Raw genomic sequence first — 16,809 nt, forward strand, 5'->3', positions numbered from 1 at the left:
AAGCCCGCGCCATAGCCTCTACGGTGCAACGGTTACAGCAGCTGAATCACACGCCGCTCGAAAGCAGCATGTTACGGATGTGACCGATGGCCTTAGTCGGGTTCAGGCCTTTCGGACATACGTTGACGCAGTTCATGATGCCCCGGCAGCGGAAAACGCTGAACGGGTCGTCAAGTGAAGCCAGACGCTCGCTGGTCTTGGTATCGCGGCTGTCTGCCAGGAAGCGGTAGGCTTGCAGCAGCGCAGCTGGACCCAGGAACTTGTCCGGGTTCCACCAGAAGGACGGGCAAGAGGTCGAGCAGCAGGCGCACAGGATGCACTCGTACAGACCGTCGAGCTTTTCGCGCTCTTCTGGCGACTGCAGACGCTCGATGGCCGGAGCCGGCGTGTCGTTCTGCAGGTAAGGCTTCACCTTCTCGTATTGCTTGTAGAAGATGCTCATATCGACGACCAGGTCACGGATAACCGGCAAACCTGGCAGCGGACGAACGATCAGCTTGTTGCCTTTTACAACGGCAGACAGCGGCGTGATGCAGGCCAGACCGTTCTTGCCGTTGATGTTCATGCCGTCGGAGCCGCAGACGCCTTCACGGCAGGAGCGACGATAGGAGAAACCTTCGTCCTGCTCTTTGATCAGGGCCAGCACGTCCAGCACCATCAGGTCTTTACCACCGGTATCGACCTGGAAATCCTGCATGAACGGCGCAGCGTCCTGATCAGGGTTGTAGCGATAAACACTGACTTGCAACATGGCGGTCACCCTTAATAAGTCCGGACTTTAGGTTCGAAAGTCGGAACAGTCTTCGGCGAGAAGTTCACGGCACGCTTGGTGACGCGCTTGTCACCCGGGAAGTACAGGGTGTGGCACAGCCAGTTTTCGTCATCACGGTCTTCGAAGTCTTCACGGGCGTGAGCGCCGCGGGACTCTTTACGTACTTCGGCCGCGATGGCGGTAGCTTCAGCCACTTCCAGCAGGTTCTGCAGTTCCAGCGCTTCGATACGTGCAGTGTTGAACGCTTGCGACTTGTCGTTGATCTTCACGTTGGCGATACGCTTGCGCAGATCGGCCAGCTGAGCGATGCCCTTCTGCATGTATTCGCCGGTACGGAATACACCGAAGTAGTTCTGCATGCAGCTTTGCAGCTCGCGACGCAGGGTGGCAACGTCTTCACCGTCGGTACGGTTGTTCAGCGCGTTCAGACGCGACAGTGCAGCTTCGATGTCGGACTCGGTAGCGTCGTCGTATTCGATGCCATCGGTCAACGCCTTTTCCAGGTGCAGGCCGGCAGCGCGACCGAATACCACCAGGTCGAGCAGCGAGTTGCCGCCCAGACGGTTCGCACCGTGAACCGATACGCAAGCCACTTCGCCTACCGCGAACAGGCCAGGAATGATCTGGTCCTGACCTTCGGCGTTCTGGGTGATCGCCTGGCCATGAATGTTGGTAGCAACGCCGCCCATCATGTAGTGGCAGGTCGGCACAACCGGAACCGGAGCAACGACCGGGTCAACGTGGGCGAAAGTCTTCGACAGTTCGCAGATGCCTGGCAGACGGCTGTGCAGCACTTCCTCGCCCAGGTGGTCGAGTTTGAGCATCACGTGGTCGCCATTCGGACCGCAACCGTTGCCGGCGATGATTTCCTTGACCATCGAACGGGCTACCACGTCACGACCTGCAAGGTCTTTCGCGTTCGGAGCATAACGCTCCATGAAACGCTCGCCGTGCTTGTTGATCAGGTAACCACCTTCACCACGGCAACCCTCGGTAACCAGTACACCGGCGCCGGCAATGCCGGTCGGGTGGAACTGCCACATTTCGATGTCTTGTACCGGCACGCCAGCACGCAGAGCCATGCCGACGCCGTCACCGGTGTTGATCAGGGCGTTGGTGGTGGACGCGTAGATACGGCCCGCACCGCCAGTCGCCAGAACGGTGGCCTTGGCACGGATGTAGGAGGTTTCGCCGGTTTCGATGCAGATCGCGATCACACCAACGAATTCGCCTTCCTGGTTTTTCACCAGATCAACAGCGTAGTACTCGTTGAGGAACGTGGTACCGGCTTTCAGGTTGCCCTGATAAAGGGTGTGCAGCAGCGCGTGACCGGTACGGTCGGACGCAGCGCAAGTACGTGCAGCCTGACCGCCCTTGCCGTAGTCCTTGGACTGGCCACCGAACGGACGCTGGTAGATGCGGCCTTGCTCGGTACGCGAGAACGGCAGACCCATGTGGTCCAGTTCGAAAACAGCGGCCGGGCCTTCCTGACACATGTATTCGATAGCGTCCTGGTCACCGATGTAGTCGGAACCCTTGACGGTATCGTACATGTGCCAGCGCCAGTCATCGTTCGGGTCGGCGGAAGCGATGGCGCACGTGATGCCGCCCTGTGCGGACACAGTGTGCGAACGGGTCGGGAAAACCTTGGTGATCACCGCAGTCTTGTGGCCGCCCTGTGCCAGCTGCAGCGCAGCGCGCATGCCGGCACCGCCACCACCAATAATGATGGCGTCGAAAGAAATCGTTGGAATGTTAGCCATGAATCAGATACCCCAGAGAATCTGCACACCCCAGACGAAGTAAGCGAACATCGCAACGCCGCATACTGCCTGGAAAAGGAAACGTATCGCCGTTGCGGACTTGCCGAACGCCATTGGCGTCAGGTAGTCGGTCGCGATGGTCCACATGCCGACCCAGGCGTGAGCGCCCAGAGCAACAAGGGCCAGCAGGCTGAAAATACGCATTCCGTTGTGAGCGAACAGTTCATGCCACTGGGCATACTCGAGGCCAGGGTTGGCGACGATGTATCCGATCAGAAAGATGAAGTAAGCCGCGAGAACGACCGCAGACACACGCTGTGCCATCCAGTCATAGAGGCCCGAACGCGACAGGTTAGTGACGTTAGTTACCATATCCAGACTCCTGCCAGAACGATTACCACCACGGAAACGGCGATAACGATTTTCGAGCCCAGTTTGCCGCCTTCCAGCGTCTCACCGATGCCCATGTCCATGATCAAGTGGCGCACACCGGCTACCAGGTGATACAGCAGAGCGGACAGGATGCCCCAAATCACTAGCTTGGCTAGCGGACTGGTCAGACACGCTTTCACCTGACCGAAGCCTTCCTCGGAGCTCAGCGACTTGTCCAATGCGTAAAGCATGATGGCAAGGCACACGAAGAGGATGACACCGGAGATACGGTGAAGAATGGACGTGTAAGCAGTGACTGGGAGTTTGATGGTCCTTAGGTCTAGGTTTACAGGTCGTTGGCTTTTCACGGCTTTTTTTTCACACTGAAGAGCCCCTAACAATCAGGGCAAAGTTGTTGGGGAGTGCACTGGTCAGGTAACCACCACCCAGGGATGCGACCCCCAATGAAAGCAAGCCCAAAAGCCCTTGGCGGTCGGTGGCCGAGTATAGACAGTTAGGCTACTAATGACAACGCGTTCACCTACCCCCAATAGCGGATTGCACAAGTTGCATAAAAGGCGTAAATGGCAGGCAATTTCGAGGAAAAAGTCGGCTTAAAGCCTTCTGGAGCAAGACTTTAGGCAAATTGACATTCGAATTTATCTCACTATAGTGGTGCGGGCCCTGCGTGGGGGGTCTGTCTGATGGTTCAAGCATAAATAGGAGGCCACATGGCTGACAAAAAAGCGCAGTTGATCATCGAGGGCGCAGCCCCCGTCGAGCTGCCCATTTTAACCGGCACCGTTGGTCCCGATGTAATCGATGTTCGGGGCCTGACGGCCACGGGCCGCTTCACTTTCGACCCGGGTTTCATGTCGACCGCTTCGTGCGAATCGAAAATTACCTATATCGACGGCGACAACGGCATTTTGTTGCACCGCGGCTACCCGATCGAACAGCTGGCTGAAAAGTCGGACTACCTGGAAACCTGCTACCTGCTGCTCAACGGCGAATTGCCGACCGCAGAACAGAAGGCCCAGTTCGTCAGCACCGTGAAAAACCACACCATGGTTCACGAGCAGCTGAAAACCTTCTTTAACGGTTTCCGTCGCGACGCCCACCCGATGGCCGTCATGTGCGGTGTAGTCGGCGCCCTCTCGGCCTTCTACCACGACTCCCTGGACATCAATAACCCGCAGCATCGCGAAATCTCCGCGATCCGCCTGGTTGCGAAGATGCCGACCCTGGCAGCGATGGTCTACAAGTACTCCATGGGCCAACCCATGATGTACCCGCGCAACGACCTGACGTACGCGGAAAACTTCCTGCACATGATGTTCAACACCCCGTGCGAGATCAAACCTATCAGCCCGGTACTCGCCAAGGCCATGGACCGGATCTTCATCCTCCACGCCGACCACGAGCAGAACGCTTCGACCTCCACCGTGCGTCTGGCCGGCTCTTCGGGTGCCAACCCGTTCGCCTGTATCGCCGCCGGTATCGCCGCACTGTGGGGCCCTGCCCACGGCGGTGCGAACGAAGCCGTGCTGACCATGCTCGACGAGATTGGCGATGTGTCGAACATCGACAAGTTCATCGCCAAGGCCAAGGACAAGAACGATCCGTTCAAGTTGATGGGCTTCGGTCACCGCGTCTACAAGAACCGCGACCCTCGCGCGACCGTCATGAAGCAGACCTGCGACGAAGTGTTGAAGGAACTGGGCATCAACAACGATCCGCAACTCGAACTGGCCATGCGCCTGGAAGAGATCGCGTTGACCGACCCGTACTTCATCGAGCGCTCGCTGTACCCGAACGTCGACTTCTACTCGGGGATCATCCTCAAGGCGATCGGCATTCCAACCAGCATGTTCACGGTGATTTTCGCCCTGGCACGTACTGTCGGCTGGATTTCGCACTGGAAGGAAATGCTCTCGAGCCCGTACAAGATTGGCCGTCCGCGCCAGCTGTATACCGGTTACGAGTCGCGTGACATCACCAAGCTGGAAGATCGCAAATAAGGTTTTTCTTTTTTTGTGATGGTTTAGTGGTGTGTCAGGAACGGCCTCTTATATAGAGGCCGTTTTTGTTTCTGTTGGTGTTCATTGGATTGGGGGCATATCCGTTGCTGCGGTAACGGCTTCTTATGGTTTCGCTCTTACAGCGAGTCCCTTTTTCAAACGCCAAAAAGGAACCAAAAGGCTTTGCCCCGGCGTACGGCCCGCTCGCTAAAGCTCGGGGTTCCTTCGTTACGGGACCCATCCGGGCGCAGCGGCTACGGTTTGCTTCGCTGCACCTCCTTCCGCTGTGTGCGACTGCGTCGTACGGTCGCTGCGCTCCCACACCCGGATCGATCCCTTCACTCAGCCTGCCGAAGGGGCAAAAGATCAAAAGCCGGATCAAAAGCCAAAGCAAAAGCAGAAGCCAGATCAAAAGATCGCAGCCTTCGGCAGCTCCTACAGTTGGATCGCGTACCACTTCAAGAACAGGTCGGCTGTCAGGCCGCCTTCGCGAGCAGGCTCGCTCCCACAAAAAGCAAAAAAGCAAAGCAGCGCAGCTGCCCGCGGCGAAGCCGCACCACTCAACAATGAGCGCAAGCTCGAGTGCTTTTGATCTACGGGCGACGTCGGAAGGCTGAGTGGAGGGATTGATCCGGGCGTGGGAGCGTAGCGACCGTCTGGCGCAGCCAGACACAGCGGAAGGAGGTGCAGCGAAGCAAACCGGAGCCGCTGCGCCAGGATCAGTCCCGGAGCGAAGGAACCCCGAGCCCCAGCGAGCGGGCCGAACGTAGGAGCTAGCGTTTTTTGCTTACTTTTTTAGGCGCTTGTAAAAAAGTAAGTCGCCGTAAGGGCGAAACCGCCAGCCGCAGCGCTGCAAAAAACGGATATACACACCAAACCAACCGATAACCGCCCACAAAAAAACGCCCCAATCTCTCAATCAGGGCGTTTTCTTGAAGCTTGCAGCTTGCAGCTTACATCTGATCTCTTAGTGCGAAACCGCCCCACTCGCCCCCAACCCGGTCTGCGAACGCACAAACTGCGGGAAGAACAGCGCCCGCTCGTTATCCGCAGCCGCCGACTTGTCGGTAATCGAGAAGAACCAGATCCCGATGAACGCAATCATCATCGAGAACAGCGCCGGATATTCGTAAGGGAAGATCGCCTTCTCGTGATGCAGAATCTGCACCCAGATGGTCGGGCCGAGGATCATCAGACCAACAGCACTCACCAGACCCAGCCAGCCACCAATCATCGCGCCGCGAGTGGTCAGCTTCTTCCAGTACATCGAAAGCAGCAGTACCGGGAAGTTGCAGCTCGCCGCGATGGAGAACGCCAGGCCGACCATGAACGCGATGTTCTGGCTTTCGAACAGAATGCCCAGACCAATCGCCAGCACCGCCAGGGCGATGGTGGTGATCTTCGACACGCGAATCTCATCCTTCTCGTTGGCTTTGCCCTTCTTGATCACACTGGCGTACAGGTCGTGCGACACCGCTGAAGCACCCGCCAGCGTCAGACCGGCTACCACAGCCAGAATGGTTGCAAACGCCACTGCCGAGATGAAGCCAAGGAAGATGCTGCCGCCCACCGCGTTGGCCAGGTGCACCGCCGCCATGTTGTTGCCGCCGAGCAAGGCGCCCGCTGCATCTTTGAAGGCCGGGTTGGTGCTGACCAGCAGGATCGCGCCGAAGCCGATGATGAAGGTCAGGATGTAGAAGTAGCCAATGAAACCGGTAGCGTACAGCACGCTCTTGCGCGCTTCCTTGGCGTCACTCACGGTGAAGAAGCGCATCAGAATATGCGGCAGGCCAGCGGTGCCGAACATCAGCGCCAGACCCAGCGAGAACGCCGAGATCGGATCCTTGACCAGACCGCCAGGGCTCATGATCGCTTCGCCCTTGGCGTGCACCTTGATCGCTTCGGAGAACAGCGTGTTGAAGTCGAAGCCCACGTGCTTCATTACCATCAGTGCCATGAACGAGGCACCGGACAGCAGCAACACTGCCTTGATGATCTGCACCCAAGTGGTCGCGAGCATGCCGCCGAACAGCACGTACATGCACATCAGCACGCCGACCAGAATCACCGCAACGTGGTAATCGAGGCCGAACAGCAGCTGGATCAGCTTGCCGGCACCGACCATCTGCGCGATCAGGTAGAACGCCACCACCACCAGCGAACCGCAGGCGGACAGGGTGCGAATCTGGGTTTGCCCGAGGCGGTAGGACGCCACGTCGGCAAAGGTGTATTTACCCAGGTTGCGCAGGCGTTCGGCGATCAGGAACAGAATGATCGGCCAGCCCACGAGGAAGCCGATCGAGTAGATCAGGCCGTCGTAGCCGGAGGTGAACACCAGCGCGGAAATACCCAGGAAGGACGCCGCCGACATGTAGTCGCCAGCGATCGCCAGGCCGTTCTGGAAACCGGTGATCTTGCCGCCCGCCGCGTAGTAGTCGGCGGCCGAATTGTTTTTCTTCGAAGCCCAGTAGGTGATGTACAACGTCGCGCCGACGAAGGCCACGAACATCAGGATCGCCGGGATGTTCAGCGGCTGTTTGGCCACCTCCCCCGTCAACGCGTCAGCCGCCCAGACACTCGGCGCGAAAGCCGCAACACTCAATAGAGCCAGTAGACGCCGGATCATTGCTGAGCCTCCTTGAGAATCGCATTGTTCAGGTCGTCGAACTCGCCATTGGCGCGGCGCACGTAGATGCCGGTCAGGACGAAGGCTGAAATGATCAGGCCGACACCGATCGGGATGCCCCAGGTGATCGAGGATTCAGGACTGAGTTTCGCCCCGAGCACGTGCGGCCCGTATGCGATCAGCAGGATGAATGCGGAGTAAAGCCCGAGCATGATTGCCGAGAGAATCCAGGCGAATCGTTCCCTTTTCTGAACCAGCTCCTTGAATCGGGGACTGTTTTGAATCGAGAGGTAAATGCTGTCGTTCATTGTTTTTATCCTCGCAGCACAAATTATTGTTGGAACGTAGCTAATGTATGCGGCTGCGAGAGAGGTTCCAGACGACCTTAGTAGTAGATGGCCATGATGTATTCGCCATTTTCAAGCAAACACAAAAACCTGTGGGAGCTGGCTTGCCAGCGATGGCGTCGTTTCAGTCAACTGATCAGTCAACTGACAGACCGCTATCGCGGGCAAGCCCGCTCCCACAGGGTTTGCGGTGATCCGAAGCTATTTGCGGTTATTTGGTCCAGTCAGCTACACGTTCCGGGTGTTTGGCCACCCAGTCCTTGGCCGCTGCATCAGGCTTGGCGCCGTCCTGAATCGCCAGCATGACCTCGCCGATTTCGTCTTTCGAGGCCCACTGGAAGTTTTTCAGGAACTTGGCCACTTCCGGCGCCTTGGCGTCCAGGCCTTTGCTGCCGATGCTGTTCACGGTTTCAGCCTGGCCATACACGCCTTTCGGGTCGTCGAGGAAGCGCAGCTTCCACTGGGCGAACATCCAGTGCGGCACCCAACCGGTGACAGCGATGGATTCGTTTTTCTTCTCGGCGCGGGTCAGCTCGGCAATCATGCCGGCGCCGGAACTGGCCTTGAGGCTGTACTTGTCCAGACCGTAATCCTTGATCGCCTGATCGGTCTTGAGCATTACGCCTGAACCGGCGTCAATGCCGACGATACGGTTTTTGAAGGTATCGTCGGTTTTCAGGTCTTCGATCGATTTGGCTTTGACGTACTCCGGCACGATCAGGCCGATCTTCGCGTCCTTGAAGTTCGGGCCGTAGTCGACGACCTGATCCTTGTTTTTCGTCCAGTAGTCACCGTGGGTCACGGGCAGCCAGGCCGAGAGCATCGCGTCGAGTTTGCCGGTGGCCACGCCCTGCCACATGATCCCGGTGGCGACGGCTTGCAGCTTCACGTCATAACCGAGTTTCTGTTTGATCACTTCGGCCGCCACGTGAGTGGTCGCGACGCTGTCGGACCAGCCGTCAACGTAACCGATGTTCAGGGTCTGTTTTTCAGCGTTGGCGAAAGTGGAACTCATCGCAAGCGCCAGAACGGCACCTGCGCCTAAAAGTCGTCGCATCTTCATCGTTTACTTCCCCGAAATGCTGCGCCCGACGGATGCCGGGCATCGTCAACGTATTGTTATGGTGCACAGCGCCCCCATCACGCCGGACCTCACACACCGAACATCAGCCGATTTTTCAAAAAGGGTACTGATGGTTTGATCATCAACCTCAAGCGACCGGCGACCTGCTCTGTCAGCGACCTCAAGGCAGCGAGAAACGACATCAGAAAGCCATTAATCAAGCGCGATTAATTGACGCCAGACAATCCGCCCGAACTTTGCATGTACAACGCCTGCGAGCCACCTGCCCTTCTATAAATGCAGGTAACATGCGTCGCTTTGCAGCCACTCGGCCTGACCATGTCCGCGACGTACCGATTTCCTTTTCTGCCTTATCTGTTCGCCTGCCTGCTCGGGCTCCTGGCCCTTGGCGGTTTCTGGTATGGCCTCGGCCAACCGGTGATCCTGCCGGACGCCGCGACGCCGACGCACAAGTTGCAATGCGCCTCCTACACACCGTTCGACAAGGACCAATCGCCGTTCGACGTGCCGTTCAAATTGCGCCCCGAGCGCATGGACGCCGACCTCACACTGCTGGCGACGCGCTTTGAATGCATCCGCACCTACTCGATGACCGGCCTCGACGCCCTGCCCGATCTGGCGCGCAAGCACGGTCTGAAGTTGGTGATCGGCGCCTGGGTCAACAGCAACCCGGTCGACACCGAGCAGGAAGTCGAGCTGCTGATCAAATCGGCCAATGCCAACCCCGACGTGGTCACAGCCGTAATCGTCGGCAACGAGGCACTGCTGCGCAAAGAGGTCACCGGCGCGCAACTGGCGCGGCTGATTAACAAGGTCAAAAGCCAGGTCAAGCAACCGGTGACCTACGCCGACGTCTGGGAATTCTGGCTCAAGCATCCGGAAATCGCCCCGGCCGTGGACTTTCTGACCATTCACCTGCTGCCGTACTGGGAAGACGATCCGTCGAACATCGACGTGGCGCTGCAGCATGTGGCGGATGTGCGTCAGGTGTTCGGCAACAAGTTCGCGCCCAAAGACGTGATGATTGGCGAAACCGGCTGGCCGAGCGAAGGACGTCAGCGTGAAACAGCCCTACCGAGCCGGGTCAACGAGGCAAAATTCATTCGTGGCTTTGTGGCGATGGCCGAGCAGGAAGGCTGGCGTTACAACCTGATCGAAGCCTTCGATCAACCGTGGAAGCGCGGCAGTGAAGGCGCGGTCGGCGGCTACTGGGGCCTGTTCGATGCCGATCGGCAGGACAAAGGCGTACTCGCTGGGCCGGTGAGCAACGTGCCGTACTGGAAAGAATGGCTGGCAGTCGGTGCCTTGATTTTCCTCGGCACGCTGATGCTTGGTGGACGCGTGCGCAGCACACGTTCGGCGCTTTTGCTGCCACTGCTGGGCGCGGTCGCAGCGTGCTCGATTGGCGCCTGGGGCGATCTGGCGCGGCTGACCACACGATTTGCCGGTGAATGGCTGTGGGTCGGCTTGCTGACCGGGTTGAATTTACTGGTCCTCGCGCATGCCGCGCTAACGTTAAGCGCACGTATGGGTTGGCGCGCGCGAGCCTTCGATTTCCTCGAACGGCGCGCCGGCTGGCTGGTCGTGGCGGCCGGTTTTGCCGCGGCGGTGATGATGCTGGAGATGGTCTTCGATCCGCGCTATCGCAGTTTCGCCAGCATGGCGTTCGTGCTGCCGGCGCTGGCCTACCTGTGCCGCCCGGTGAGCGTGCCGCGTCGGGAGATTGCTCTGCTGACCTTTATCGTCGGAGCCGGGATTGCACCGCAGTTGTATCAGGAAGGGATGCTGAATCAGCAGGCGTGGGGTTGGGCGCTGGTCAGTGGACTGATGGTGGTGGCGTTGTGGCGATGCCTGCGGGTTCGCAAGGCCTGATTTCAGCGCCTTCGAAATCGCCATCGCTGGCAAGCCAGCTCCCACAGGATTTCTGCTGCACACAAATGTTGTGTTCACCTCAATCCCTGTGGGAGCGGGCTTGCCCGCGATGACTGACTGTCAGGCGCTGCGGTACTCGCGGACCAGGCGCAACCCGGCAATCACCACCGCAAACACCGCCAACGTCGTGTTGTACAACGCTAGCGCCGGCAGGCCGAACACCAGCGCCAGCACCGCCAGCCACCACCCTGCCCGTCCAGGCACGACAAATGCCAATACCGCCGTGCCCATCGCCGCCCAGCCCAACACCTTGAAATGAATCATCAGCCCCAGATTCGCACGCACCAGGCATTGCCAACGACTGGCTTCGTCGACACAGATGCCCACCCACTGCCCGTCTTCCATGAAGCCATAGCGCGCGGCATAGCTGGCGGCCAGCCACAGCGGCAACAAAACAAGCAGCACAATCACGGGCAAGCGGCGGGACATGGAGCACTCCAATCTGCGGAAATCGGCGGCCAGCTTAATCTGCCGACCGGCATTCGCAAGCACTAACAACTGTTAACTGTTCAGCGAGCCCTCGCAACGTGTATCGTCCAGCTACTATTACCCCGAATTCCGCCTGTTTGGTGCCGCAGCATGGCACTTTGGCGCACGGCCGGTGGTCATAGCCTGCGAACTTCAATCGGCACCTTCCTCTAAGGGATCTAGTCATGCTCCGTTCCTTGCGCTTCGCCGCGCTGTTCAGCGGCCTTATCTTGAGTGCGTCCGCGCTGGCGGTGGATATCGACGCCGCCAGCTATGGCTACCCGCTGACCAACCCGTTCGAGGCGACGATCGCCACGACACCGCCGGATCTGCGTCCGGAGTTGCCGCTGGACGACGACATCAATCAAACGGACCGCAGCCTCACCCTGCGCCCGGAGCGCGAGTTCCAGCTGCCGGACAATTTCTGGGCAGTCAAGAAGCTCACCTACCGCATCGCCACGCAGGACAAGCCGGCGCCGCTGATCTTCCTGATCGCCGGCACCGGCGCGCGCTTTGACAGCACGCTCAACGAATACCTGAAAAAGCTGTATTACAAGGCCGGCTACCACGTCGTGCAGTTGTCGTCGCCGACCAGCTTCGACTTCATCAGCGCCGCCTCGCGTTTCGCCACCCCGGGCGTGACCAAGGAAGATGCCGAAGACATGTATCGGGTGATGCAGGCCGTGCGGGCGCAGAACCCGAAACTGCCGGTCACCGAGTACTATCTGACCGGTTACAGCCTCGGCGCCCTTGATGCTGCATTCGTCGCGCATCTGGACGAGACGCGCCGCAGCTTCAATTTCAAGAAAGTCCTGTTGCTGAACCCGCCGGTCAACCTCTATACCTCGGTGACCAACCTCGACAAGCTGGTACAGACCGAGGTGAAAGGCATCAACAACAGCACCACGTTCTACGAACTGGTACTGAGCAAGCTGACCCGCTACTTCCAACAGAAAGGCTACATCGACCTCAACGATGCGCTGCTGTATGACTTCCAGCAGTCCAAGCAGCACCTGACCAATGAGCAGATGGCCATGCTGATTGGCACGTCGTTCCGCTTCTCGGCAGCCGACATTGCCTACACCTCGGACCTGGTCAACCGTCGCGGCCTGATTACCCCGCCGAAATTCCCGATCACCGAAGGCACCAGCCTCACGCCGTTCCTCAAGCGTGCGCTGCAATGCGACTTCGACTGCTACATCACCGAGCAGGTCATTCCGATGTGGCGCGCGCGCACTGACGGCGGCAGCCTGCTGCAACTGATCGATCAGGTCAGCCTGTATGCGCTCAAGGATTACCTGCACGACAGCCCGAAAATCGCCGTCATGCACAACGCCGACGACGTCATCCTCGGCCCTGGCGACCTGGGCTTCCTGCGTAAAACCTTCGGTGATCGCCTGACCGTTTATCCACTGGGCGGCCACTGCGGCAACCTTAACTATCGCGTCAACAGCGACGCCATGCTGGAGTTCTTCCGTGGCTAAATATCTCCTGCTGATTGCAGCGTTCCTCTGTGCAGGCGTGGCCCAGGCCGACAACAGTAAAGCCGACGCACCGGTGGTGGTCGACAGCGACGGCTTCAAGGAACCGCTGACCAAACTCAAGTTCAACCCGGGCCTGGACCAGCGCGAGTTCGAACGTTCGACGCTCAACGCGCTGAACGTCTATGACCCGCTGGAATCGTGGAACCGCCGGGTCTACCACTTCAACTATCGCTTCGACCAGTGGGTGTTCCTGCCGGTAGTCGATGGCTATCGCTACATCACCCCAAGCTTTGTGCGTACCGGGGTGAGCAACTTCTTCAACAACATTGGTGACGTGCCGAACCTGGTCAACAGCCTGTTGCAGTTCAAGGGCCAGCGCTCGATGGAAACCACCGCGCGCCTGCTGCTCAACACCACGATCGGCATCGCCGGCCTGTGGGACCCGGCCACCGCCATGGGCCTGCCACGTCAGAACGAAGACTTCGGTCAGACCCTGGGCTTCTACGGCGTACCGGGCGGCGCCTACTTCGTACTGCCGATCTTCGGCCCGTCGAACATCCGCGACACCGCAGGTCTGGCCGTGGATTACACCGCCGACACTGCGATCAACTTCCTCAACGTCGCCGAAGTCAGCTCCAACCACCCGGAAGTCTGGGCCTTGCGTGCGATCGACAAGCGCTACCAGACCAGCTTCCGCTATGGTCAGATGAACTCGCCGTTCGAGTACGAGAAAGTGCGGTACGTCTACACCGAGGCGCGCAAGTTGCAGATTGCCGAGTAAATCGGCTGCCGCAAAACACTGCGGGAGCGAGCCTGCTCGCGAACGCGGAGTTTCAGTCAACATCGATATTGACTGAACTACCGCATTCGCGAGCAGGCTCGCTCCCACATTTGTTATGTGTTGCTGATTAACCCTTCAGCGCTTTCCAGAGCCTGCCTACGACCGAAACCACCGCCAACACCGCTGCGCCAGCAATAATCCCCGCAACACCATTGAGCAGCATCGGCACGGCGAACCCGGCGCTCCCTGCCGCTGCGCCGACGCCTTCAATCCAGTGATGCAGCACCGGCACGCCATGGGTGAGGATGCCGCCGCCGACCAGGAACATCGCCGCCGTGCCGACCACCGACAGGGTTTTCATCATGTACGGCGCGGCGCTGAGGATGCCGCCGCCGATCTTTTTCGCCATCTGCCCGGGCTTCTGTGTCAGCCACAGCCCCAGATCGTCGAGCTTGACGATGCCCGCCACCAAACCGTAGACGCCCACGGTCATGACAATGGCGATGCCGGACATGACCACCACTTGCTGCGTCAGCGAGGCATCTGCCACGGTGCCGAGGGTGATCGCAATGATTTCTGCCGAGAGAATGAAGTCAGTGCGGATCGCGCCTTTGATCTTGTCCTTTTCGTACGCCACCAGATCGGTGGCGGGATCGGCCACTGCTTCGGTCAACTGCGTGTGCTCTGCCTCGTCTTCCTCTTTGCTGTGCAGAAACTTGTGCGCGAGCTTCTCGAAACCCTCGAAGCACAGGTACGCGCCGCCGACCATCAACAGCGGCGTCACCAGCCACGGTACGAAAGCGCTGATCGCCAATGCCGACGGCACGAGGATCAGCTTGTTGACGAACGAGCCCTTGGCCACCGCCCAGACCACGGGAATTTCCCGCTCGGCGCGCACGCCCGAAACCTGCTGGGCATTGAGCGCCAGATCATCACCGAGCACCCCGGCGGTCTTCTTCGCGGCCATCTTGGTCATCAATGCAACGTCATCCAGAACGGTGGCGATGTCATCGATCAGCACCAGCAAACTGCTTCCTGCCATGAATCCTGTTTCCTTCTGTGTATGAATGTTGCCAAGCATAACGCGACCGCCGGCCACAGGCTGCATTGTTGAGCGCCGCTCAAGGCCGGTGCTACCATGCGCCACCGCCAGAACAGGCAAGGAACCACCGGGTTTATGAGCACAATCCGCGAGCGTAACAAAGAACTGATCCTGCGCGCCGCCAGCGAAGAGTTTGCCGACAAGGGCTTCGCGGCGACCAAAACCAGCGACATCGCCGCCAAGGCGGGATTGCCCAAGCCCAACGTCTACTACTACTTCAAATCCAAGGAAAACCTCTACCGCGAGGTGCTGGAAAGCATCATCGAGCCGATTCTGCAGGCCTCGACCCCGTTCAACCCGGACGGCGTGCCGAGCGAGGTGCTGAGCGGCTACATCCGCTCGAAGATCCGCATCTCCCGCGACCTGCCCTACGCCTCCAAGGTGTTCGCCAGCGAAATCATGCACGGCGCCCCGCACCTGAGCGCCGACCTGGTCGAGCAGCTCAACGCCCAGGCCAAGCACAACATCGCCTGCATCCAGAGCTGGATCGACCGCGGCCAGATCGCCCCGATCGACCCCAACCACCTGATGTTCAGCATCTGGGCTGCGACCCAGACCTACGCCGACTTCGACTGGCAGATTTCCGCAGTGACCGGGAAGGACAAGCTGGATGAGGCCGATTATGAAGCGGCGGCGCAGACGATTATCCGGTTGGTGTTGAAGGGGTGTGAGCCGGATCAGTGAGATCGGGGGAACCGCTTCGCGAGCAGGCTCGCTCCCACATTTGGAATGCATTCTCCTGTGGGAGCGAGCCTGCTCGCGAATAGCCGCACCGCACACCTCAACTCATAACCAGATCGAATCCCACAACGGATAGTCGCCAAGGCTTTTGACCAGCCCTGCCCGCAATGGGTTGGCAATGACATACCGCGCCATCTTCACCAGATTCTCCTCTTTACGCAGTGCACGGTCATGGAAGCCAGGTTGCCAAAGGCTGGTCTTTCGGCCGGTCGAAAGCTTTACCGCTTTGGTGCTGAGGGATTTGGTTCGCTGCATCAATTCGCCGAGCGAGCCACTCTTCAATTCAATCAGCCAGTGAAAATGATCTGGCATTACGACCCAAGCCAGAGAATTGGCCAATCCCGTTTCCTCAGCTGCCCGGAATTGGCTTACAAGCATTCTGCCAAGGAAGAAATCGCTGAATACGGGTTCTCTCCCGGCGGTATTGGCGGTCAGAAGGTAAATGCGGTTGTGTTCTGAATAGCGTCCGATGCGCAAGCGATGTGAAGCAGATAAATCCGGCATTCCGTTGCCTTCTCACAGGTTGATCATGAGAAGGCTAGCCGTGGCGATGGCAAGGGGAGCGTCAGACTTTTAGCAAGATGTGTAGCGCAGATCCTATTCGCGAGCAGGCTCGCTCCCACAGGGGCTTTCGAACACTCGAACATTTTGTGTCCAACCCAAACTCAATGTGGGAGCGAGCCTGCTCGCGAAAGCGGTTATTCAGACACTGACATTCAAACAGCCACCCCGCCATCCGCCCGCAAATCCAGCGCCTCCACCGCTCTGATCGCCACCTGCTCATCCACATCCGACAAATCCCCACTGATCCCGATCGCGCCCAGCACTTCACCCGCCTGGTTGCGAATCAGCACGCCACCCGGTGCCGGCACAACGCTGCCCTGCCCCATGCTGTTCAGCGAAGAAAAAAACGCCGGGCGTTGTTGGGCGTCCTGGGCGAGCAGGCGCGAACCCTTACCCAGGGCGATGGCGCCCCAGGCTTTGCCGATGGCGATGTCGGGGCGCAGCAGGCTGGCGCCGTCTTCGCGTTGCAGGGCGATCAGGTGGCCACCGGTATCGAGTACCGCGATGGTCAGCGGTGCGGCGTTGATGCCGCGTCCTGCGTTGATGGCTTCGCTGACCAGGTTGACTGCGACTTTCAAGGTTAAAGCGCTCATGGTGCCGTCCTCATTTTGTTATAGGGAAAGTCGTGGGACTGCGCGTTTTCGCCGCAGTCCGGTGACACAAATAGAACACAATGAGTTATGTTTTTGTATACAATAATTCTCGAAAAGCGCCACATGCGACGAAAAGCCACAGCACAGCGGGCTTCCGAC

General features: G+C 59.0%; 16 protein-coding genes. 5 read left to right on the forward strand and 11 right to left on the reverse strand.

What is annotated here, in order from left to right:
• Nucleotides 1–46 precede the first annotated feature (46 nt).
• From AB4N47_RS15235 to sdhC, 4 genes are read right to left on the reverse strand one after another with little or no spacing between them, the layout of a single operon-like run.
• The gene (locus AB4N47_RS15235; RefSeq protein ID WP_016773675.1) at nt 47–751 is read right to left on the reverse strand and encodes a succinate dehydrogenase iron-sulfur subunit; all 705 of its coding nucleotides are present in this window, start codon (nt 749–751) and stop codon (nt 47–49) included.
• An 11-nt stretch (nt 752–762) separates the two neighbouring features.
• On the reverse strand, nt 763–2,535 hold the full coding sequence (gene sdhA, locus AB4N47_RS15240; protein ID WP_024012149.1) for a succinate dehydrogenase flavoprotein subunit: 1,773 nt from the start codon (nt 2,533–2,535) through the stop codon (nt 763–765).
• 3 nt (nt 2,536–2,538) lie between these two features.
• A complete protein-coding gene (sdhD, locus tag AB4N47_RS15245; protein ID WP_008049683.1) occupies nt 2,539–2,907 on the reverse strand; it encodes a succinate dehydrogenase, hydrophobic membrane anchor protein in 369 nt (122 codons plus the stop codon).
• The gene (gene sdhC / locus AB4N47_RS15250) at nt 2,901–3,275 is read right to left on the reverse strand and encodes a succinate dehydrogenase, cytochrome b556 subunit (RefSeq protein WP_016773673.1); all 375 of its coding nucleotides are present in this window, start codon (nt 3,273–3,275) and stop codon (nt 2,901–2,903) included. Before sdhC ends, sdhD begins: the two co-directional genes overlap by 7 nt.
• 363 nt (nt 3,276–3,638) lie before the next feature.
• Between sdhC and gltA the strand changes: the two genes are divergently transcribed.
• Nucleotides 3,639–4,928 (forward strand): citrate synthase, encoded by a 1,290-nt coding sequence (gene gltA, locus AB4N47_RS15255; RefSeq protein WP_003222994.1) that lies wholly within the window; start codon nt 3,639–3,641, stop codon nt 4,926–4,928.
• Nucleotides 4,929–5,895: 967 nt separating this feature from the next.
• Here gltA and AB4N47_RS15260 read toward each other — a convergent pair.
• The 3 genes from AB4N47_RS15260 to AB4N47_RS15270 all read right to left on the reverse strand — a co-directional run bounded on the left by AB4N47_RS15260 (nt 5,896) and on the right by AB4N47_RS15270 (nt 8,964).
• On the reverse strand, nt 5,896–7,554 hold the full coding sequence (locus AB4N47_RS15260; protein ID WP_016771015.1) for a cation acetate symporter: 1,659 nt from the start codon (nt 7,552–7,554) through the stop codon (nt 5,896–5,898).
• Nucleotides 7,551–7,862, reverse strand: coding sequence for a DUF485 domain-containing protein (locus tag AB4N47_RS15265; RefSeq protein WP_016771016.1), 312 nt, complete (start codon nt 7,860–7,862; stop codon nt 7,551–7,553). Before AB4N47_RS15265 ends, AB4N47_RS15260 begins: the two co-directional genes overlap by 4 nt.
• Before the next feature lie 250 nt (nt 7,863–8,112).
• Nucleotides 8,113–8,964 (reverse strand): glycine betaine ABC transporter substrate-binding protein, encoded by an 852-nt coding sequence (locus AB4N47_RS15270; protein ID WP_460154268.1) that lies wholly within the window; start codon nt 8,962–8,964, stop codon nt 8,113–8,115.
• 297 nt (nt 8,965–9,261) lie between these two features.
• Between AB4N47_RS15270 and AB4N47_RS15275 the strand changes: the two genes are divergently transcribed.
• Nucleotides 9,262–10,857 (forward strand): glycoside hydrolase family 17 protein, encoded by a 1,596-nt coding sequence (locus AB4N47_RS15275; protein WP_341638804.1) that lies wholly within the window; start codon nt 9,262–9,264, stop codon nt 10,855–10,857.
• Between the two features lie 120 nt (nt 10,858–10,977).
• Here the strand turns inward: AB4N47_RS15275 and AB4N47_RS15280 are convergent, their stop codons facing one another.
• A complete protein-coding gene (locus AB4N47_RS15280) occupies nt 10,978–11,346 on the reverse strand; it encodes a hypothetical protein (protein WP_341638803.1) in 369 nt (122 codons plus the stop codon).
• Between the two features lie 224 nt (nt 11,347–11,570).
• Here AB4N47_RS15280 and AB4N47_RS15285 point away from each other — a divergent pair, with 224 nt between their 5' ends.
• Nucleotides 11,571–12,869, forward strand: coding sequence for a serine protein kinase PrkA (locus AB4N47_RS15285; RefSeq protein WP_016771020.1), 1,299 nt, complete (start codon nt 11,571–11,573; stop codon nt 12,867–12,869).
• A complete protein-coding gene (locus tag AB4N47_RS15290) occupies nt 12,862–13,650 on the forward strand; it encodes an MlaA family lipoprotein (protein WP_024012144.1) in 789 nt (262 codons plus the stop codon). The genes AB4N47_RS15285 and AB4N47_RS15290 overlap by 8 nt, the downstream gene beginning before the upstream one ends.
• Nucleotides 13,651–13,777: 127 nt before the next feature.
• Here the strand turns inward: AB4N47_RS15290 and AB4N47_RS15295 are convergent, their stop codons facing one another.
• A complete protein-coding gene (locus tag AB4N47_RS15295; protein WP_217863983.1) occupies nt 13,778–14,692 on the reverse strand; it encodes a DUF808 domain-containing protein in 915 nt (304 codons plus the stop codon).
• A gap of 135 nt (nt 14,693–14,827) precedes the next feature.
• On the opposite strand from AB4N47_RS15295, the gene AB4N47_RS15300 reads away from it, so the two are divergent.
• Nucleotides 14,828–15,436 carry a TetR/AcrR family transcriptional regulator gene (locus AB4N47_RS15300; RefSeq protein ID WP_051600396.1) on the forward strand — a complete coding sequence of 203 codons (609 nt, stop codon included), beginning with the start codon at nt 14,828–14,830 and terminating at the stop codon, nt 15,434–15,436.
• 102 nt (nt 15,437–15,538) lie between these two features.
• Here the strand turns inward: AB4N47_RS15300 and AB4N47_RS15305 are convergent, their stop codons facing one another.
• Nucleotides 15,539–15,997: an REP-associated tyrosine transposase gene (locus AB4N47_RS15305; RefSeq protein ID WP_263469760.1), complete on the reverse strand. Its 459-nt coding sequence runs from the start codon at nt 15,995–15,997 to the stop codon at nt 15,539–15,541.
• Nucleotides 15,998–16,209: 212 nt separating this feature from the next.
• On the reverse strand, nt 16,210–16,650 hold the full coding sequence (locus AB4N47_RS15310; protein ID WP_130927505.1) for a GlcG/HbpS family heme-binding protein: 441 nt from the start codon (nt 16,648–16,650) through the stop codon (nt 16,210–16,212).
• Nucleotides 16,651–16,809 lie beyond the last annotated feature (159 nt).

The organism is Pseudomonas sp. S3_G06 (assembly GCF_054667565.1).

Coding starts and splice junctions, on each gene's coding strand:
- AB4N47_RS15235 (WP_016773675.1), bottom strand. CDS start 751: ATGTTGCAAGTCAGTGTTTATCGCTACAACCCTGATCAGGACGCTGCG.
- sdhA (WP_024012149.1), bottom strand. CDS start 2,535: ATGGCTAACATTCCAACGATTTCTTTCGACGCCATCATTATTGGTGGT.
- sdhD (WP_008049683.1), bottom strand. CDS start 2,907: ATGGTAACTAACGTCACTAACCTGTCGCGTTCGGGCCTCTATGACTGG.
- gltA (WP_003222994.1), top strand. CDS start 3,639: ATGGCTGACAAAAAAGCGCAGTTGATCATCGAGGGCGCAGCCCCCGTC.
- AB4N47_RS15260 (WP_016771015.1), bottom strand. CDS start 7,554: ATGATCCGGCGTCTACTGGCTCTATTGAGTGTTGCGGCTTTCGCGCCG.
- AB4N47_RS15265 (WP_016771016.1), bottom strand. CDS start 7,862: ATGAACGACAGCATTTACCTCTCGATTCAAAACAGTCCCCGATTCAAG.
- AB4N47_RS15270 (WP_460154268.1), bottom strand. CDS start 8,964: ATGAAGATGCGACGACTTTTAGGCGCAGGTGCCGTTCTGGCGCTTGCG.
- AB4N47_RS15275 (WP_341638804.1), top strand. CDS start 9,262: ATGCAGGTAACATGCGTCGCTTTGCAGCCACTCGGCCTGACCATGTCC.
- AB4N47_RS15280 (WP_341638803.1), bottom strand. CDS start 11,346: ATGTCCCGCCGCTTGCCCGTGATTGTGCTGCTTGTTTTGTTGCCGCTG.
- AB4N47_RS15285 (WP_016771020.1), top strand. CDS start 11,571: ATGCTCCGTTCCTTGCGCTTCGCCGCGCTGTTCAGCGGCCTTATCTTG.
- AB4N47_RS15295 (WP_217863983.1), bottom strand. CDS start 14,692: ATGGCAGGAAGCAGTTTGCTGGTGCTGATCGATGACATCGCCACCGTT.
- AB4N47_RS15300 (WP_051600396.1), top strand. CDS start 14,828: ATGAGCACAATCCGCGAGCGTAACAAAGAACTGATCCTGCGCGCCGCC.
- AB4N47_RS15305 (WP_263469760.1), bottom strand. CDS start 15,997: ATGCCGGATTTATCTGCTTCACATCGCTTGCGCATCGGACGCTATTCA.
- AB4N47_RS15310 (WP_130927505.1), bottom strand. CDS start 16,650: ATGAGCGCTTTAACCTTGAAAGTCGCAGTCAACCTGGTCAGCGAAGCC.